The sequence below is a fragment of the Protofrankia symbiont of Coriaria myrtifolia genome, assembly GCF_900634755.1.
GTDB lineage: Bacteria > Actinomycetota > Actinomycetes > Frankiales > Frankiaceae > Protofrankia > Protofrankia coriariae.
In genome coordinates, this window is record NZ_CAAAFS010000130.1 from 1 (window position 1) to 16,394 (window position 16,394).

The window sequence follows — 16,394 nt, forward strand, 5'->3', positions numbered from 1 at the left end:
GGGGCCGTGGGCCGCCCTTGTTGGGCCAGATGATCGATAAAGGGGCGAGTCGTACGGCGAGCGGGCCCGGCGGCGGCCCGGCGGTTACGCGCGGCATCGCGGGAGTGGAAGACAGCGGCCCGGCCGGCGGACGGGGAGCGGCGGCCGCCACGGCGAGTTTTTCCTGCCGGTCCACCGCTCACGGGCCGACCGCTGGGAAGCCCTACCAGTCAGATTACCCAGGATATTCGACCGGTTTCAGAATAATTTCCCGGATTTCATCGGTGCGGACGTATGGTCCGAAAAATCTGCCACCCGGCGGGCGTCCGGGAAGTGGGTGTCGGTGGTGCGTTTCCAGGTGCGGCATCATACTTGTGGATACCGGAGCCGCCGGCCGGATGGCGGGACCGTCGGACGCCAGGAGGAAACATGGCTTCCATAGACCTCAACAAAGTGTTGGACAAGGCATGGGCGGACCAGGAGCTGTCAGAGATCCTCGCCGCCCCGGTGTCGGCGCTGAAAGGGGTTTCCGACCGTGACGGCGAACTGCTACGGGAGGCGTTCAACATCAAAACGGTGGCCGATCTGGCAAATCTGAAGTATTTTCGCTGGGCTTCGGCGCTCGCCGCGCTGAACGTCTCGGCCAAGTAAGCCGGGCCCGGGGCCGCGAATCCAGGCAGCCGCTGGCCAGGTAACCCGCCGGTCGGATAATCCCGCACGGCCGTTGTGGCCCGAACTTTTTCAGGGTCGGGACGGCCGTGCCGGGCCGCGCCATGTCGGCTGCCCTGTCATCCCCATAATTCCTGTCATTCCCCTTGTGAACCGTGTTCATCCGTACACCGTGCTAATCCACGCCGTCCCGCCGGCCACCCGGCCGGGACGGCGTGCCGCCGGCTGCCGTCTGTTCGTCCTCCGCTGTTCTCCGTATGTCCCTCGTCCGTCGCGGAGCGAGGGTGGAACAGATGGATCAGTGAAAAGTTTCCGATATCTCCGGTAGCGTCACGAATATTTTCATCGTCAGGAATCTCCTGCTCTCCCGCGCCGTCCGGCGGTGACCGCGGCCGGGTCGGTCCGCCGCGTTTGCCGATGTTCTTGTGACGATGGCTATGTGTTGATGATCACGGCCAGCGGGATCGTGCGCCGAACAACACGACCGGGCACCGGGCGGACGAGCGATGAATGAAACCGGATGCCCTCGTGACCATCCATCCGGACGCCTCTGCGTGTGGCGGGGCCGCCCCGTAGACTCCGGCTCGTTTGGCCGCGTTGTGTCGCGCTTCCTCAACAGGTCGAACATCGCTCTTCGCGGTGACTCACGGTCGACCGGTAGGCCGCCTGGCGACTACGGGATGTGGTTATGAGCGAACCCTTACCCTCAACGCGACTCCGTATCCGATGGAAGGCACTGACAGTGACCGTCGTAGAGCCTCTCCGGAGAAGCCAACACGACCAGCGTCTACGTACCTGGCTGCTCCAGGGTCTGGCCGAGCGGTCGCGGCAGCACGCGGGACCGCACACTCAGCCATCGGTCGAGCATCGGCGGCACCCGTGGTGGCGTGTGATGTGTCTCACGGGAGTGGACTACTTCTCCACCCTTGGTTACCAGCCTGGCATAGCCGCTCTCGCCGCCGGCAGCCTCAGCCCGGTCGCGACCCTGATCCTCGTGCTGCTCACCCTCTTCGGGGCCCTGCCCGTCTACCGCAAAGTGGCGTCGGCAAGCCCCCACGGTGAGGGCTCCATCGCGATGCTGGAACATCTGCTGCCGTGGTGGTCGGGGAAGCTGCTCGTCCTGGTCCTGCTGGGGTTCGCCGCCACCGACTTCCTCATCACGATCACCCTGTCGGCCGCCGATGCCACCGCGCACCTCATCGAGAATCCGTACGCCCCGCACTTCCTGCACGACCACAACCTGCTGGTCACGCTGGTGCTGCTCGCCCTGCTCGCCGCGGTGTTCCTCAAGGGCTTCACCGAAGCCCTCGGTATCGCGGTCGCCCTGGTCATGATCTATCTGACACTGAACCTCGTCGTCATGCTGGCCGGCGTGGTCCAGGTGCTGCGCACCCCGCACGTCGTCGACAACTGGCACGCCCTGATGGTGGCCGAGCACCCGAATCCCCTGCTGATCATCGGGGTGGCGCTCATAGTATTTCCCAAGCTCGCGCTGGGCCTTTCCGGTTTCGAGACCGGGGTGGCGGTGATGCCGCTTGTCCGCGGGGACGCGTCCGACACCGAGGAGCGTCCCACCGGGCGGATCCGCGGGACCCGGCACCTGCTCACCACGGCGGCGATAATCATGAGCGTTTTTCTGCTGGCCAGCAGCATGGTGACGACCCTGCTCATACCGAAGGCGGAATTCGAGACGGGCGGCGCCGCCAACGGCCGCGCCCTGGCCTATCTCGCCCACGAACTGCTGGGCAACGCCTTCGGGACCTGTTACGACGTCAGTACCATCGCGATCCTGTGGTTCGCCGGGGCGTCCGCGATGGCGGGGTTGCTCAATCTGGTGCCCCGTTATCTGCCGCGTTACGGCATGGCCCCGCACTGGGCGCGTGCGGTCCGCCCGCTGGTCCTCGTGTTCACCGTGGTCGCGTTCGTCGTCACGGTGCTGTTCCGGGCCAGCGTCGACAAACAGGCCGGTGCCTACGCGACCGGCGTGCTCGTCCTCATCACCTCGGCGTCATTGGCGGTGACGCTGGCCTCGGCGAAACGGCGTCGGCGCGCGTACACCGTCGGGTTCGCGACCATCTCGACGGTTTTCGTCTACACCACCATCGCGAACATCATCGAACGACCGGACGGTCTGATTATCGGATCGTTCTTCATTATGGCGATCATTGTCGTGTCGTTCGCGTCGCGTGGGATACGCGCGTTCGAGTTGCGCGTCACGGATGTTCGCCTGGACGACACCGCGACACGGTTCGTCACCGAGGCCGCCAGCGCCGGTGAACTGCGGCTGATCGCCAATGAACCGGACCTGCGCGACGCCGCCGAGTACTCCGACAAGGAACGACAGGAACGTCGCGACCTGCACATCCCCGACGGGGATCCGTTGCTCTTCGTCGAGGTGACGGTGCCGGACGCGTCCGAGTTCGAAAGCGAGCTGGACGTCCGGGGTGAGGAACGTCATGGCTATCGGATTCTGAAGCTGACGAGCGCCTCGGTACCGAACGCGATCGCGGCGTTGCTGCTGTACCTGCGTGATCTCACCGGCGAGCGGCCGCACGTCTATTTCGAGTGGGGCGAGGGAAATCCGCTGGTCAACCTGTTGCGATTTCTCTTCGTCGGGGTCGGCGAGGTCGCACCCGTCACTCGCGAGGTGCTGCGCGAGGCCGAGCCCGAACCGGCCCGGCGGCCCTTCGTCCACGTCGGCTGACACCCGTGGCGGCCGGTCCGCGACTGGCTGGCCGGCTGGTCGCATGACCAGCCGGACGATTACGGACAGTCGGTACGGCTGATCGTAATCACCGCGTCCGGCGCAGGAGGAAGCGGTCGCGCAGCCGCGGTGGCAGCCGGGCGACGGCAGCGGCGATGTGGGCGTCCCGGCCGACGAGATAGCGGGTACGGGGCCGCTGGGTGGTCAGAGCGTGCACGATCACCTTCGCGACCTCCGCCGGGGGGATCCCGGCGGCTTCGTTGCGCTTCGCGCCCGCGCGGGCGGCAGCGATCTGCTTGCCGTACAGCGTGTCGACCGCCGGGGGCAGCGTCGCGAACAGCCGTTCGGCGGATACCGCCGCCGACTGCCAGATCGGCGTGGTGACCGCGCCGGGCTCGATGAGAATGACGTCGATTCCCCAGGGCGCGAGCTCGATGCGCAGCGTGCCGGTGAGCGCGGCCAGCGCGAACTTCGACGCGGTGTAGGCACCGAGCAGCGGTGCGACGATCCGGTCGCCGACTGAGCCCACGTTGACGATCCGGCCGTGCCCGTCCCGCAGCAGCGGGAGTACCGCCTGGGTGACGGCCACCTGGCCGACGACGTTGACATCGAGCTGGCGGCGCAGCTCCGCCGGAGGGAGGAACTCCAGCGGCGCGGCGACCGCGATACCCGCGTTGTTGACCAGGCCCGCGAGGCCTTCGGCCCCGACAGCGTCGCGGATGGTGACAGCCGCCGCTGCCACCGCCTCCGGATCGGTGATATCGAGTTGGACGGGCACGACCCGCTCGCCGAGTTCGCTCTTCAGCGCGGTCGCATCCTCCTCCCGGCGTACGCCGGCGATCACCTGTCTGCCCTGGCCGGTCAGGTGGCGCACGGTCGCCGCGCCGATCCCCGTCGACGCTCCGGTGACCAGGACAGTCCCCGGGGAGGTGGTCATCTGCGGCCCCTTCTGGATGTTCCGTTGCGGGCCCGCGCTCGAACGAGCCCGCCTCGTGCGGACCCGCCGCGAGTGGGAGCAGGCTCTGGGCGGGTGGTGTGGTGCGCCCTGCGGGCAGGGTAGTCCCCTGACGACGCTTACGGAAGATTACTGCCAGGCTGGTGGAAGTTTCATCGCTCTCTGTATCAAAAATGGTTACGAATAATCCGTCCCGGTATATCTGGATCCCGCTGCCGGGGTCCGGTAGCGGGCGCCGGTACCTGGACGGAACGGGTGCCGGGGAGCCCGCTGGTCAGTTCGAGGGAAGGTCGGGCGGGCCGTCGGGCTCGGTCTGCTCGGCGAGGAAACGCTCCAGCGCCGCGGCGAGCTCGTCCGCGGTGGGTAGCTCCTCGTCCTCGGCCGCCGGAAGATCACTTCCTGTCCGGCCCTGGATAAACGTGTCGTACTGTTCCTCAAGGGCGGTGACCAGCGCCGCGGCCTCACCACCGTTCGCCAGTTGCCGGTCGATGTTGCTGCGGACGGCCGCCGACGCGGAGCGCAGCCCGTCCAGCGGGAGCATCAGGCCGGTCGCCTTCGACAGCGAGGTGAGTAGGCTCTCGGTGGCCGCCGGATAGTCGGTCTGCGACAGGTAGTGCGGGACATGGGCGGCGAATCCCATCGCGTCGAGGCCGTCGCGCCCGCGCAGGTACTCGATGAGATGACCGGCGCTGCCAGGGGCCTGGACCCGCCGCACCCACGGCTCGTACCCGATGATGAGATCCCGGCGGGTGGCGTGCGCGGTGACGCCGCACGGGCGGGTGTGCGGAACGGCCATCGGGATCGCGTTGAGGCCCACGGTCAGCCGGACACCCAGGCGCTCGGCGAGGATGCCGACAGCGGCGATGAACCGCTTCCACTGCAGGTCGGGCTCTGGGCCGGACAGCAGCAGGAAAGGCGTCCCGGCGCTGTCGTCGACGAGGTGCAGCCCGAGCAGCGGCTCGTCGTAGTGCTCCCAGTGATCCTCAGAGAAGATCATGAATGGACGGCGGGAGCGGTAGTCGAGCAGCTGGTCGACGTCGAAGGTCGCGATGAGGCGGTTGTCCAGCGTCGTCAGCAGATGGTCGCGGGCCAGCCGGATCGCGCCACCCGCGTCGACGACACCGGTGAGGGCCTCCACCAGCACCGGTCTGCCGATTTCCGGCAGATCGTCGGCGACCTCATACAGCTCACGAGGGTCGAGCACTGGTCGGAGCCTCCTCACGGAAGTCTGTTGGCCGCTTTACCAAGGATGAAGCGACGACGGTGCCGATCTGTTCCTGCCGTGTGACGTCTCCTGAAAACCTGGCGAAGCGCTCGCGGTAAGTATCGCAGCCGGGCCCGTCCGGGCGGGCGGGGCCATGGCGGGAGATCGTGACCCTACTCCGCGTGAGCTCCGGCTCTGCGCGCTGCCGCGTCCGTGCTCTGCGCGCTCCCGCGTCCCGTGTGTTGCGGTGGGCATGGGTGGCCCACCGCCGCCGCCGGGCACGGCGGGGAAGGCATGGCACGGCAGACAGGCAGGCACGGCAAGGCAAGGAAGGCACGGTAAGGGAGGCCCCATGCGTGACGCGCTGCCGGAGCTGGCTCGCTGGTGGACGGCGGGGACGCCGTTCGCGCTCGCCACCGTGGTCGGGACCAGTTCGTCCGCGCCGCGTCCGCCCGGCGCGGTGCTGGCCGTCGGCACCGGCGGGGAGGCGGTCGGCAGCGTCTCCGGCGGCTGCGTCGAGGGCGCGGTGTACGAGCTGGCCTGCCAGGTGCTCGCCACGGGTGAGCCGGCGCTGGCCACGTACGGCCCGGACAGTGGCGATGACCTGGGCGGTGACAGCGGGCCGGGCGGTGGCGGTGAGCTGATGGGCGGTGGCGGTGAGCTGAATGGAGGCGGAAGGCCGGGCGGTGACGACGTGCTGGCGACCGGGCTGACCTGCGGTGGGACCATCAGCGTCTTCGTGCAGCGCATCGACCGTCGCGGCGCGCCGGAGTTCGGCGACGTGGCGGCGGCGGTGGCCGCGGCCGAACCGGTGGCGGTGGGTACCGTCGTCGACTCGGCCACCGCGCCGGTGCGGCCGGGAGCCCGGCTGGCGGTCTGGCCGGACCGCGTGGCCGGCACCCTCGGCACCGACGGGCTCGACGCGGCCGTCGCCGACGACGCCCGGGGGATGCTCGCGCGGGGGCACGGCGGACGGCGTGACTACGGGCCGCGCGGCCAGCGGGGCCGCACCGAGATCGGCGTGTTCGTGCAGGCGTTCGCGCCGGCCGCCCGCATGCTCGTGTTCGGCGCGGTCGACTTTGCGGCCGCGCTCACCCGCGTCGGGATGTTTCTGGGGTTTCGTGTCACCGTGTGTGACGCCCGGCCGGTATTCGCCACCCGTGAGCGTTTCCCGGCGGCCCACGAGGTGGTGGTCGAATGGCCGCACCGCTATCTCGGGCGGATCACCGTCGACCCGTCCACGGCGATCTGCGTGCTCACCCACGACCCGAAGTTCGACGTGCCGCTGCTGATGGCGGCGCTGCGCACCCCGGCGGGCTACATCGGCGCGATGGGCAGCCGGCGCACCCATGGCGACCGGCTCGCCCGCCTGCGGGCCGCCGGGCTGACCGAGGCGGAGCTGGCCCGGATCCGGGCGCCGATCGGTCTCGATCTCGGTGGCCGCACGCCCGAGGAGACCGCGGTGTCGATCGCGGCCGAAATCGTCCAGGCGCGCTGGGGCGGAAGCGGCCGGCCGTTGTCGACGACATCCGGCCGTATCCACCCCGTACCGTGACGTGCCGGTTGCTCGACGCGGGTCGGTGACGGGACCGGATCGACGGTGGACTGTCGACAGTGAACATGGACAAGTGAATATGGGACAACGGTGAATATGGGACAACAGCGGATAACGGTGGATATGGACAGTGGGCGAGGCGTCGGGCAGCGGCTGGTCAGTACCAGATCAGCGCGTTCGCGTTCGACATCGTCAGGCCAACGATCCACAGTGCGACGTCGATGACGCCCAGGACGAGCCCGGCCGTTGCCAGGCGCCCGCCGCCACGTCGCCCACGGACCCCGAAGGCGATCGCGGCGATCCCGAGAATGATCCCGAGGAAGAACAGGCCGATGATCCCGCAGACCAGGCTGATGATCGAATCCCGCCGAGCGGTCGGAGTCCTGGTTGATCCCGGTGTCTTTGTTTGTCCGTAGCGCACCCCTGTTCCGTTCCCACCGAACGCCGCGGAACACCACGCATGCCGTCCTGCCCGGACCGGGCACGGTCCGGGACCCCTCGTCCGGGTCCGTGGCCAGCCCGGGGGCCTGGTCACCATCCGGACGCCGGTGTGTGATCCCGCTGTCGTGCCGGTGTTCGGCAACTGGGGAGCCAGGCTGCCAGCTGGCCCCGGGGCAGCTCTAGATCAGCGGCTACCCGGGCCCGCCGTCGACGGCCGGCCGCCGCTCGGTGGCCAGTCGGCTCAGGATCGCCGGCAGCGGGCCCGAGTGGACGACGGTCAGCGTCCGGGTGGCCCTGGTCAGTGCCACGTACAGGTCGGCGAGACCGCGCCGTGAACCATCAATGATCATTTGAGGCTCCGCCACGACGACCGCGTCGAACTCCAGGCCCTTGGATTCCGCGACGGTGAGCACCGCGATCGGGGCGGCCAGCACGTCCGCCGCGCCGATGGGGACGGCCGGGGCGACCTCCGCGCCGACGGAGGCGGCCGCTGGCGCGGCCGCGAGTGCCGCGCGGACCCGCTCGGGCAGACCAACCGGGCAGATCACCGCCACCCGGCCCTCGCCCACTGCCTCGGCGGCGCGCAGCGCCCACACGGCTGCCGCGGCGACCAGCGCGTCGCCGCCGGGCTGGTCGGCGTCGACAGCCACCGCCGTCGGCGGCGCTCCGATGGCTCGTATGGAACGCGGTGGCCTGGCAGAGGAATCCTGCGCGACAAGGACGTCAGCCGCCACGTCCATGATCTCCATGGGTGTGCGGTAGCTGACGCTGAGCCGTTCCAGCCGCCAGCGATCGCCGATGTGCGGGGCCAGCGCCTCGGCCCAGCAGCCCGCCGCGGCCGGGCTCGAAGCCTGGGCGAGATCACCGACCAGGGTGGCCGAGCGCATCGGGCAGCGCCGCCACAGCAGCCGCCACAGCATCGGCGATACTTCCTGCGCCTCGTCGACGATGAGATGGCCGAAGGTCCACGACCGGTCGCCGCTGGCATGCTCCACGGCGCTGCGCCGCCGGTGAGGGCCGTACCAGCGTTCGGTCATGCCCGCGGTCATCGTCTCCACGTCGACCGCCCCGGTCAGGCCGAGCCCGTCAAGGACCTCACGGGCGTACTCCCGCTCGGCCTGCCGCTCCTGTGTGGCTGCCCGCTCGGCCGACTGCGCGGTGTCGACGTCCGGATCCCCCAGCAGTTCGGCGGCCTCGTCCAGCAGCGGCACGTCCGCCGGCGTCCACGGGGCGTCGGCCGGACGGCGCAGCAGGTGACGCTCGTGAGCGGTCAGTTTTGCCGCGCGCGCCGCCGAGGCGAGCCGGGCCGGCTCGGCGAACAGGTCGGCGAGCAGGTCGGCGAGCAGACGCCGCGGGGTCAGCCGTGGCCACAGCGCGTCGAAGAGCGCCCGCGCAGCCGGGTCGGCGCGCACGTACCCGGCGATCTCCTCGCGTTCGTCGTCGTCGAGCAGGCCACCGGGAAGATTCGCGATCACCTGGTCGGTGAGCACGGCCGTCAGTTCACGGACGAAGATCCTCCGGGCTGGGTTGTGCGGGCGGCGGCTGCGCCGGGCCCGGGTGCGGGCGTTCTCCACGGCCCGCCGGGGCAGGTGGAGCACGGCGCCGTCGTAGCGGACGTCCACCCCCTCCGCGGGCACGTGCTGACGGTTCTTCACCGCCTCGGCCACCAGCGTCGCCATCCGCAGGTCACCCTTGAGCGCGCTGACGCGGGCGTCCTCGTCACCGGTGGCGTCGACGCCGGGGAACAGCCGCCCCGGGGTGGCGAAGACCACACCCGTCTCGCCGAGTGAGGGCAGCACCTGCTCGATGTAGCGCAGGAACACCGGGCTCGGGCCGACCACCAGTACACCGGAGCGGACGAGCCGTTCCCGCTCGGTGTACAGCAGGTAGGCGGCCCGGTGCAGGGCCACCGCGGTCTTGCCCGTACCCGGCCCGCCATCGACGACCAGGACGGATCCGGCGTCGGCGCGGATCACCCTGTCCTGTTCGGCCTGCAGCGTCGCGACGATGTCGTGCATGTGGCCCGAGCGGGGCGCGGACAGCGCCTCCAGCAGCGGGGTGTCACCGCTCGCCCCGGCCACCTGGGCGGCGTCGGCGGCGGTGGGGTCGAGCACGTCGTCGGTGAAGCCGCATAGTTCGCGCCCTTTGGCCCGCAGGTGGCGACGCCGCAGCAGTCCGTGCGGGTCGGCGAGGGTCGCCCGGTAGAAGGCGGTGGCCACCGGGGCCCGCCAGTCGATCAGGATCGGTTCGTGCTCGGTGTCCGACAGGCCGATCCGGCCGATGTAGACCCGCTGGTGGTCGGTGCGGTCCATGGTGCCGAAGCACAGCCGTTCCTCGGCGGCGTCGAGCCGGTCGATCCGGTCGGAGTACGCGTCGGCGAAGGCCTCCCGCTCCACCCGGGACTGCGGCGTGCCGGTGCCCGCCGTCACCAGCACCGCGCGCAACTGCTCACGGGCCTGGTCGCGCAGGTCGTCCAACCGGTTGTACAGGACGTCGACATACACCTGTTCGCGCGCGAGTTCGTGCTCGTACGTCGTCGGCACCTGTGATCCTTCCGGTTTGTGGGCGGTGAGCACACCCGGCCGCGCAGCCGGGCCCCTGACCGGCAGTCGCTGACCGACACCCGCTGGCGGGCATCCGCTGACCGGCATCCACCGGCCGGCATCCACGAGTGGAACGCGAGCGGAACGGAACATGGATCCTACGACCGGCTGCCTCACCAGCGCCCGGCGGGCCGAAAAAATCTCCCTGCCGCTGCGCGGCCGGTGCGCCGATGTCCGGCCGCACCATGCGTGCCCGAAGCATGCGCGCCCGAACTATGCGCACCCGACTATGTGCACCTGTTCGGACGGCACACCGCTGAGCAGCGCCGCGTCCCGGACGGCCTGCGTCCACGCGTGCGGACCACAGACGAACACGTCGTGGTCAACGATACCGGGGACGATCTGGCGCAGCGCGACGTCGTCGAGCAGGGCGGAGAAGCGTTCCGGCAGCCACGACGAGCGGTCCGGGCAGCGGTGCCCGGGCAGGTAGATCACCCGGATCCCGCGCAGCACAGCCAGCATGTCCAGTTCGTAGCGGAAAGCCGGGCTCTCTTCGGTCACGGCCCGGTAGATCAGCACGGTCTCGGTGGGGGAGTGGTCCTCCTCGTCGAGAAGCGCTCTGATCGGGCCGATGTCGACGCCGCAGGCCATCACGGTCAGCGGTCGTGGGTGGCGGCCGGCGGGCGGCACGGCCGGGTCGACGCCCGTGCCCGGGGCCAGCGTCGCCACGGCCAGATCCAGCGTTGTCGTGGTCATGGTGTTCGTCCTCCATCGGCTCAGGAAGTCCAGGGCCTGTCCGGGTGTCTGCCGGAGCAGGGTGCGGTACGAGCACGCGGAGAAGAAGCAGAAGAGCATGGTCACGGCTTTCGGCTCCGCGTGATCCTTTAATGATCCTTTAATGATCCTTTGGTGATTTCGCTGGTCCGCTGGGTCGCGCCGGCCCTGCCCTGCCCGGCGGGGTCCCTGCGGCGCGCCACCATCCACGGTGGGCCGGCGGACTTCACCGTTGCTGAATCCAACCTGTGAGGTTGCTGGGAGTTCACGTCGCCGTCAGGGGAGGTGGATGTGCTCAGATAGAACAACATCGGACGATCAACACGGAGCGGACGTATGAGCGGTAAGACGATTGTCGATCAGTTGGTGAACCTGCGTGACCTGGGTGGGCTGCCCACCAGCGACGGCAGACTGACCCGGGCCGGTGTGCTCTACCGCAGCGAGGCACCCCTGCACGGTGACCGGCCACCGTCGAACGGTCTGGCCTGGCCGCCTCGCACGGTCGTCGACCTGCGCTCACCGGTAGAGCAGGACGGTCCACACCCGCTGACCTCGGAGGCGACCGACATCCACCTGGTTCCGCTGCTGGGCGACGTCGATCCCCACGATCCGACCTCCCAGACCGCTACGGCGCTCGCCGGCGGTCTGCGCACGCTCTACCAGTCGATCATCGTTTCCGCTGGCTCACTGGTGGTCAACATCCTTCATCTCGCGGCCCGGACACCCGCTCCGCTGCTCGTCCACTGCGCGGCCGGGAAGGACCGGACCGGCCTTGTCGTGGCGGTGCTACTGCGTGCCGCGGGCGTCAGGGCGGACGCGGTGCTCGCGGACTATGCGATCACGGCCACGAACATGCCCGCGGTGCTGCGACGGATGGGTGACAGCCCGCTGCTGCCGGGCGGGGGCAGGAACGCGCGTGATCTTGCCAGGACGTCGTCTTCGGCCGTCGAACAGGTGCTGGGTGCCATCGATGGCCACGGCGGTGGCGTGGCGGGCTGGCTGGCCGACAACGGCGCGGATCCGGACGCGGTATCCGCCTGGGAGTCCCGTCTGCTGGCCTGACCGTCCCCGTCCCCGTCCCCGTCCTCCGGCCGACCCGGCTTCGTCCTATCCAAACCCGGCGTTGCCGGTCTCGCAAAAATCCGCCGGGCATCCTCCGATGCCCTTTTCTCGTCCTTACCGTTTTTCTTGCCGGTCATCGCCGAACGGTCGCGGGCCCACGTGGTGGACCGTCTGTCCGGGGACGGGAGCGTGGATCTCGATTGTGAAGGACGCGGTCGGACAGGCGCCGTGCGGCCAGCTGGCCTCGATGGCCGCACGGACCTCCGGCGTCCGCCGGTGGTGGGCGGTGGGCCCCATCATCACCAGGTTCAACAGGTCGTCCGGTGACAGGGACAGCTCGAGGTCGAAGGTCAGCTTGTCCTGTCGGACGAAGAATCCGGCCAGTTTCGCGCGCAGCCGCTCGGATTTTCTTTCATCCACGGTGACCAGGCCGAGCGGGCCCACGATTTCGGCAAGATGGCGGACGGTGGGTGTCACGATGGCCAGCCGTCCGTCCGGGCGCAGGACGCGGTGCATCTCCGCGACATTTCGTGGCGCGAAGACGTCGAGAACAAGTGTCGCCGTCGCGGTCCGGATGGGTAGTGGGTCGCGTACGTCCGCGCCGATGGCGCCGATGCGCGGATGAGCCCGGGCCGCCCGTCGCAGTGCGTAGCGTGACGCGTCCACCGCGATACCGACCGCGTCCGGAGCGGATCGGAGTAGATGCGCCAGGTAGTAGCCGGTACCGGCGCCGACATCGACGACGACCGGTGCGCGGCCGGACGTACCGTTGTCCGTGTCCGTGTCCGTGTCCGTGTCCGTGTCCGTGTCCGTGTCCACGGCCACGGACACGCCGCCGTCCTGGGGCGCGCCGCTGGCCGCCTGACGACCGTGGCTGGCGGAGGGTGCGCCCGCGAGTCTGTTCGCGGGCTGGCCGGTGAGCCCGTCGGCAAGCGTGCCGGTGAGTCCGTTGATGATCTTGCCAGTGAGCCTGTCGGCGAGCCGATCAGCAAGCGCGGTGTAGTGGCCGGCGCCGAGGAAGGCATCCCGCGCCTGCACCATGTCCGCGCTGTCGCCGTGGAGCGCCTTCGCCCGCCCGGCAGTGAGCGTCAGGTAGCCCGACCGGGCGAGGTCGTAGCCGTGGCCCGCCGGACAGCGCACCTGCCCTGGCCCCGCGGTCAGCCCCTGGTGACACATCGGGCATGTGAGATGGGCAAGAACGGTGTGAATCACGCCGGGCCCGCCGTCATCATCGGCCGCATGGTAACGACAGTACGTGCCCGGTGAGCTGGAACGATCGATCGTCGACCCGGCGGTGTCAGGACGGTGGGTGTCCGAACGGTAAGGACGCCAGAGCAGCGGAGCTACCAGATCAGTAAGGGCACAGAACAGCGAGGGTGTCAGGACAGCGAGGGTGGTGAGGTGGCGTGATCAACCGTTCTGGCGGTAGTTCCTCCGGCTCGGTGACCGTCCCGGCGGCCAGCGCTGTCATCGGATCCCGGTACCGCGCGCCCGAGCGGGTGGGCATCGTGGGTGCCGGCATGGTCGGCCTGTCCACCGCGTGGTTCCTTCAGGAGCACGGGGTCCAGGTCACGGTACTCGAACGTGATCATGTTGCGGCCGGCTCGTCCTGGGGCAACGCGGGGTGGGTCACGCCGAGCCTGGCCACACCCCTGCCGGAACCCGCGGTGCTGCGTTACGGCGTCCGCGCCGTGATGAGCCCGGCATCTCCGGTGTACGTGCCGCCGCGCGCGGATCCGCGCCTGCTCCGCTTCCTCGCCGGGTTCGCGCGCAACAGCACGGCGCGGCGGTGGCGGGCGGCGATGGAGCACCTCGTGCCGGTCAACCGCAGGGCGTTCGAGGCCTTCGACCAGCTGGCCGCCGGGGGAGTGCGGGTGCCGACGTCCTCGGCCGAGCCGTTCCTGGCCTGCTACCGCAGCGCACGTGAGCGGGAGATGTTGGTCACCGAGCTCGCTGAGATCCGCGCGGCGGGCCAGAAGGTCGACTTCGAGCTGCTCGGCGGTGCGCAGGTGCGGGCACTGCAACCGGTGTTGACCGACGAGATCAATGCCGCGGTCCGCATCGACGGCCAGCGTTTCTGCGACCCTGGGCGTTTTGTGGCGGCGCTCGCCGACAGCGTCCGGGTACGCGGAGGTGAGCTGCGGGAGGGCGTCGATGTCCGTGGGATCCGTGACCGTGGTGCCGACATAGCCGTGGAACTCGCGACGGGGGAGAGCGCCTTGTTCGACGCGGTCGTCGTCGCCAGCGGCGCGTGGCTGAGCGAACTCGCCCAGCCGTTCGGAGTTCGCCTCCCGGTGCAGGCGGGGCGGGGGTACAGCTTCAGCGTGGCAGCCCATGCCGTGCCCGCGGGCCCGCTGTACTTTCCGGCCCAGCGGGTGGCCTGCACACCGTTGGGCGACCGGTTGCGCATCGCCGGGATGATGGAGTTCCGAGAGCCTCGGGCGCCGCTGGACCAGCGTCGGATCACCGCGATCGTCGACGCGGTCCGCCCCCTGCTGGCCGGTGTTGAGCTGGCCTCCCGGAGGCAGGAATGGGTCGGCTCGCGTCCCTGCACGCCCGACGGTCTTCCGGTGATCGGCCGGACGACGTCCCCACGGCTGTTCGTGGCCGGCGGGCATGGTATGTGGGGTATCACGTTGGGGCCGGTCAGCGGACAACTGGTGGCGCAGGCACTTGCCACCGGCCGTCTGCCTGCGGAACTCGAGCCTTTCGACCCGCTACGCTGATCCGTGCCCGTGCCCGTGCCCGTGCCCGTGCCCGTGCCCGCCGCTGCCTGGCCTCTGATCCGCGCCCGCACCCGGCTGGCTGATGGCCGTCAGGAGCAGTTTGCTGGAGCAGATGGCCGATCACGGAATGTTTACTTTCTGTGATCAATTTATCTCAGGCTGCTCCCTTGGGCAGGCTGGTCAACTGGCTTCGCTCCTGTTGGAGGTCCGCCTTTATGTACCAGCTGGTTTCTCGGGATGGACGATCGGGTTTGCTCCTGCTCGGGTTCCGTCCTCGTGCGCCAGCCTGCTCCTCGGGTCGGCCGATCATCCGGACGGCCGATTCTCGCGGCTTTCGCGACGTGGGAATGTCGTTCCCGGCCGATCTACCGGCTGTAGCGCGTCCAATTCGCTTTGTGTCCATATGAATACCGCCGGCAATGTGCGTCAGGCCGAAGTCGTCGGTGGCATACCGTGGATACGGTACGTGTTTTGACAACACCGGTGATGGATGCAACTCTGCCTGAGTGGTGTGGCGTGGGGCCGCACCGTCGGTGGATGGTCGAATGACGGCGCTGCACTATTCATCTTTCAGGCATCGGAGCGCTACCGGTCGTCGGCGTGTCCAGGCTGATCCGATCCGTTGTTCCGGTAATGCCGCCCAGGTCGTCTGTGATGAGGGGCACCGCTGGTGGGCCGTCCGCTGGTCGCTTGTCGGCCTGCTCGCCGATGGCCCCTTCGAGACGCGGGCAGCCGCACTGGAACGGGCGAACGGCTCACCTCAACTGTGACGACATGCGACAGCCGTCCTGTCTGGGGCGGCTGTCGTCGATCTGTCGATAACCGATTCCCCAAAAATAGCTAAATGATATGCCGTATTTGACTATCGACCGGAAACGGCACGATCATTTTTTCTCGCGTTCGAGATCCGTATCTCGTGGCAGGCCGGCTGGGCCGCGGCATACCCGGTTGCCCGGGCCGCGGACGGGCCAGCGGTCGTGGTGTGCCGACAACCTCGCCGGTCAGCCGAGCAGATCGAGTACGGTTGTGGCGACCGGGCCGTTGGTCAGGTTCTGGCTCGTCTCCAGCAGGTGCGTACGCCACAGCTCTTCCGCGGCCCTGGCATCACGCGCCTCGATGAGGTCCACGACCCGCTCGTGCTCGAGGAGGCGCCGACGGCTGGCGAGCCGCTGTTCGGCGCTGCGTTCCGGGTTCGGGTGGGACAGGGTTGCGAGATCGAGAATGTGACGCAGCATCCCTGACAGCACCGACAGCGTCGTGTTCCCGGCGAGCTCGACCAGCAGGACGTGGAAGGCGAGATCGGCCTGCAGGTACTGGCCGGGGTCGTCGCTGCTGACGGCGGCCGCTGTCTCGCTCACCGCCAGCCGGAGCTTGTCGAGGTCTTCCTGGGTACGGTTTGCCGCCAGTAGCGCCACGCACGGTGGTTCGATCACAGTGCGGGCCTGGTGGATGTCGGCAAGGGTCGTCCCGCGGTATTCCAGGACCAACGCGGCGTAGCGAGCCGCTATGTCTCCGTTCGGGGTGTGCACGCGCGCGCCACCATGCGCGCCGCGCCTGACCGTGATCAGGGCTTCGGATTCCAGGACCCGGAAGGCCTCGCGTAGCGTCGGCCGGGAGACACCGAACTGCTCCATGAGGGTGGCCTCGGGCGGGAGGGCGTCGCCCTCGACGAGCTCTCCTCGCACGATACGGCGGCGAAGGTGTGCAGCGACGAGCTCGGCGGTCTTCGGGACCCGGACCTGTTGCCCGATCGCGACCACCGTGCCGGCCCTACTACTAGAC

12 protein-coding genes are annotated in these 16,394 nt (G+C 69.2%); 5 read left to right on the forward strand and 7 right to left on the reverse strand.

Annotated features, from left to right (window positions below; all coding sequences use genetic code 11):
- The first annotated feature begins 408 nt into the window (after positions 1-408).
- Both CM1CMNOD_RS07200 and CM1CMNOD_RS07205 read left to right on the forward strand, forming a co-directional pair.
- Entirely contained in the window at positions 409-630 is a 222-nt protein-coding gene (locus CM1CMNOD_RS07200) for a hypothetical protein (RefSeq protein WP_013873009.1), read from the forward strand.
- Positions 631-1,336: 706 nt separating this feature from the next.
- Positions 1,337-3,352 (forward strand): amino acid transporter, encoded by a 2,016-nt coding sequence (locus tag CM1CMNOD_RS07205; protein ID WP_431307078.1) that lies wholly within the window; start codon positions 1,337-1,339, stop codon positions 3,350-3,352.
- An 88-nt stretch (positions 3,353-3,440) separates the two neighbouring features.
- On the opposite strand, the gene CM1CMNOD_RS07210 is transcribed toward CM1CMNOD_RS07205, so the two are convergent.
- Positions 3,441-4,289 (reverse strand): SDR family oxidoreductase, encoded by an 849-nt coding sequence (locus CM1CMNOD_RS07210; RefSeq protein ID WP_013873011.1) that lies wholly within the window; start codon positions 4,287-4,289, stop codon positions 3,441-3,443.
- Between the two features lie 292 nt (positions 4,290-4,581).
- Entirely contained in the window at positions 4,582-5,511 is a 930-nt protein-coding gene (locus tag CM1CMNOD_RS07215; protein ID WP_013873012.1) for a PAC2 family protein, read from the reverse strand.
- A gap of 352 nt (positions 5,512-5,863) precedes the next feature.
- Here CM1CMNOD_RS07215 and CM1CMNOD_RS07220 point away from each other — a divergent pair, with 352 nt between their 5' ends.
- Entirely contained in the window at positions 5,864-7,066 is a 1,203-nt protein-coding gene (locus tag CM1CMNOD_RS07220; RefSeq protein WP_013873013.1) for an XdhC family protein, read from the forward strand.
- 157 nt (positions 7,067-7,223) lie between these two features.
- Here CM1CMNOD_RS07220 and CM1CMNOD_RS07225 read toward each other — a convergent pair whose 3' ends face one another.
- The 3 genes from CM1CMNOD_RS07225 to CM1CMNOD_RS07235 form a co-directional block, all read right to left on the reverse strand.
- Positions 7,224-7,487 carry a hypothetical protein gene (locus CM1CMNOD_RS07225; protein WP_013873014.1) on the reverse strand — a complete coding sequence of 88 codons (264 nt, stop codon included), beginning with the start codon at positions 7,485-7,487 and terminating at the stop codon, positions 7,224-7,226.
- A 211-nt stretch (positions 7,488-7,698) separates the two neighbouring features.
- Positions 7,699-10,050, reverse strand: coding sequence for a HelD family protein (locus CM1CMNOD_RS07230; RefSeq protein ID WP_013873015.1), 2,352 nt, complete (start codon positions 10,048-10,050; stop codon positions 7,699-7,701).
- A 273-nt stretch (positions 10,051-10,323) separates the two neighbouring features.
- Complete coding sequence (locus CM1CMNOD_RS07235) at positions 10,324-10,806, reverse strand: hypothetical protein (protein WP_131772357.1); 483 nt, start codon at positions 10,804-10,806, stop codon at positions 10,324-10,326.
- Between the two features lie 354 nt (positions 10,807-11,160).
- Here CM1CMNOD_RS07235 and CM1CMNOD_RS07240 point away from each other — a divergent pair, with 354 nt between their 5' ends.
- Positions 11,161-11,886 carry a tyrosine-protein phosphatase gene (locus CM1CMNOD_RS07240; RefSeq protein ID WP_013873016.1) on the forward strand — a complete coding sequence of 242 codons (726 nt, stop codon included), beginning with the start codon at positions 11,161-11,163 and terminating at the stop codon, positions 11,884-11,886.
- A 114-nt stretch (positions 11,887-12,000) separates the two neighbouring features.
- Here the strand turns inward: CM1CMNOD_RS07240 and CM1CMNOD_RS07245 are convergent, their stop codons facing one another.
- Positions 12,001-13,062 carry a methyltransferase domain-containing protein gene (locus CM1CMNOD_RS07245; RefSeq protein WP_131773911.1) on the reverse strand — a complete coding sequence of 354 codons (1,062 nt, stop codon included), beginning with the start codon at positions 13,060-13,062 and terminating at the stop codon, positions 12,001-12,003.
- Positions 13,063-13,292: 230 nt separating this feature from the next.
- On the opposite strand from CM1CMNOD_RS07245, the gene CM1CMNOD_RS07250 reads away from it, so the two are divergent.
- A complete protein-coding gene (locus tag CM1CMNOD_RS07250) occupies positions 13,293-14,612 on the forward strand; it encodes an NAD(P)/FAD-dependent oxidoreductase (RefSeq protein ID WP_013873018.1) in 1,320 nt (439 codons plus the stop codon).
- 1,001 nt (positions 14,613-15,613) lie between these two features.
- Here CM1CMNOD_RS07250 and CM1CMNOD_RS07255 read toward each other — a convergent pair.
- The coding region (locus CM1CMNOD_RS07255; protein ID WP_206438248.1) for a FadR/GntR family transcriptional regulator at positions 15,614-16,394 on the reverse strand (781 nt) is incomplete at its 5' end.

Excerpts from the sequence above, each read along its gene's own strand:
- CM1CMNOD_RS07245 (WP_131773911.1), bottom strand. The coding sequence starts at position 13,062 with ATGTGTCACCAGGGGCTGACCGCGGGGCCAGGGCAGGTGCGCTGTCCG.
- CM1CMNOD_RS07210 (WP_013873011.1), bottom strand. The coding sequence starts at position 4,289 with ATGACCACCTCCCCGGGGACTGTCCTGGTCACCGGAGCGTCGACGGGG.
- CM1CMNOD_RS07235 (WP_131772357.1), bottom strand. The coding sequence starts at position 10,806 with ATGACCACGACAACGCTGGATCTGGCCGTGGCGACGCTGGCCCCGGGC.
- CM1CMNOD_RS07205 (WP_431307078.1), top strand. The coding sequence starts at position 1,337 with ATGAGCGAACCCTTACCCTCAACGCGACTCCGTATCCGATGGAAGGCA.
- CM1CMNOD_RS07220 (WP_013873013.1), top strand. The coding sequence starts at position 5,864 with ATGCGTGACGCGCTGCCGGAGCTGGCTCGCTGGTGGACGGCGGGGACG.
- CM1CMNOD_RS07240 (WP_013873016.1), top strand. The coding sequence starts at position 11,161 with ATGAGCGGTAAGACGATTGTCGATCAGTTGGTGAACCTGCGTGACCTG.
- CM1CMNOD_RS07200 (WP_013873009.1), top strand. The coding sequence starts at position 409 with ATGGCTTCCATAGACCTCAACAAAGTGTTGGACAAGGCATGGGCGGAC.